Here is a 1,586-nt window from a genome sequence, read left to right as displayed (position 1 = left end):
AGGTAGTCCATGTATTCATACGAAGACCGCGTTCGGGCGGTCGAGCTGTACCTGAAACTCGGAAAGCGCGTCAAGGCGACAATCCGCCAGTTGGGTTACCCGACGAAGAATTCTCTCAAGGCGTGGTGCGAGGAATTCGAGAAGAGTGGTGATCTGCAGAAAGAGTATGTTCGCGTAAAGCCGAAGTACTCAGAAGAACAGAAGAACCTGGCACTTGAGCATTACATCAATCACGGGCGCAGCTTCAGCTTCACCCTCAGGGCATTAGGCTATCCCTGTCGCCAGATACTGACGGCGTGGGTTCGCGAGCGCTATCCGGAAACCAGGAAACGCGTGGTTGGCAAGGCAGGCCGACCGGCCGTGTCATTGGCGACCAAGCAGCTCGCGGTGTACGAACTGTGCACACGGGAAGGAAGTGCACAGGCGGTGGCGCAAAAGCTGGACGTCGACAGGGTGTCGCTGTACAACTGGAAGAACCAGTTACTCGGCCGACGGGCCCCTGCATCCATGAAGCGCGACAAGGGATCACCATCAGAGACGGATCGGGACGAACTGGAGCGGCAGGTCGAAGAGCTCCGGCGCGACATTCGCAATCTGAAGCTTGAACACGACCTGTTGAAGAAGGCGAATGAACTCGTAAAAAAAGACCTGGGCGTCGACCTGCCACTCCTGAGCAATCGGGAGAAGACGACGCTGGTTGACGCCCTGAGAGAAGAATACGGTTTGACTGAGCTGCTTGAGCGGTTGGACCTGGCGCGCAGCTCCTATTTTTATCATCGGTCGCCCATACGGGTTGCCGACAAATATGCAGATGTCCGTCGTACCGTTGCAGAGATCTTCGAGGACAATCACCGATCCTACGGCTATCGTCGGGTGCAAGCAGCGCTTAGCAGGCAACGAGTGTTTCTATCGGAGAAAGTCGTGCGTCGCCTCATGAAACAAGGCGGCCTCCACGCAGCAAGGCCCAAGCGGCGCCGATATCGCTCTTATATCGGGGAAATCAGCCCTGCCCCAGATAACATCATCAATCGCGATTTCCACGCGAACGCCCCCAACGAAAAGTGGGTGACGGATATTTCCGAGTTCCAGATTCCTGCGGGGAAGGTATATCTATCGCCCATGATCGACTGCTTCGATGGGATGGTAGTCAGCTGGTCGATTGGCACAAGCCCCGACGCAGAGCTCGTGAATTCCATGTTAGATGCGGCTATCGAGACCGTGACCGAGGACGACGAGACGCCGATCGTGCATTCCGATCGGGGTGGCCACTACCGTTGGCCTGGCTGGCTATCGCGGGTTGCAAAGGCTAAGCTGATCCGCTCCATGTCGCGTAAAGCCTGTTCACCGGACAACGCGGCCTGTGAGGGATTCTTCGGCAGGCTAAAGACTGAGATGTTCTATCCAGGAGACTGGCGTTCGACGACCATCGCGGAGTTCGTTGAGGTACTGAACGCCTACGTTCGCTGGTACAACGAGAAACGGATCAAGGGCTCCCTTGGCTATCTCAGCCCCATCGAGTACCGTGAAAGCCTCGGGTTAGCAACGTAAATCAGTCCAAGAAAATAGCCGCATCCCCGGTGGGTCAA

General features: G+C 56.4%; 1 protein-coding gene. It reads left to right on the top strand.

Annotated elements, in window-relative coordinates; translation table 11 throughout:
• Positions 1-9: 9 nt before the first annotated feature.
• Positions 10-1,548 (top strand): IS3-like element ISBmu11 family transposase, encoded by a 1,539-nt coding sequence (locus tag JYJ84_RS36285; RefSeq protein WP_175984788.1) that lies wholly within the window; start codon positions 10-12, stop codon positions 1,546-1,548.
• Positions 1,549-1,586: the final 38 nt, after the last annotated feature.

Source organism: Burkholderia sp. LMG 13014, from assembly GCF_905232215.1.
Classification (GTDB): domain Bacteria; phylum Pseudomonadota; class Gammaproteobacteria; order Burkholderiales; family Burkholderiaceae; genus Burkholderia.
Note: the sequence above shows the minus strand (reverse complement) of the source record. Positions and strands in the feature narration are given on the sequence as shown.

Bases quoted from the DNA above. Each gene is read 5' to 3' on its own strand.
- JYJ84_RS36285 (WP_175984788.1), top strand. From the start codon at position 10: ATGTATTCATACGAAGACCGCGTTCGGGCGGTCGAGCTGTACCTGAAA.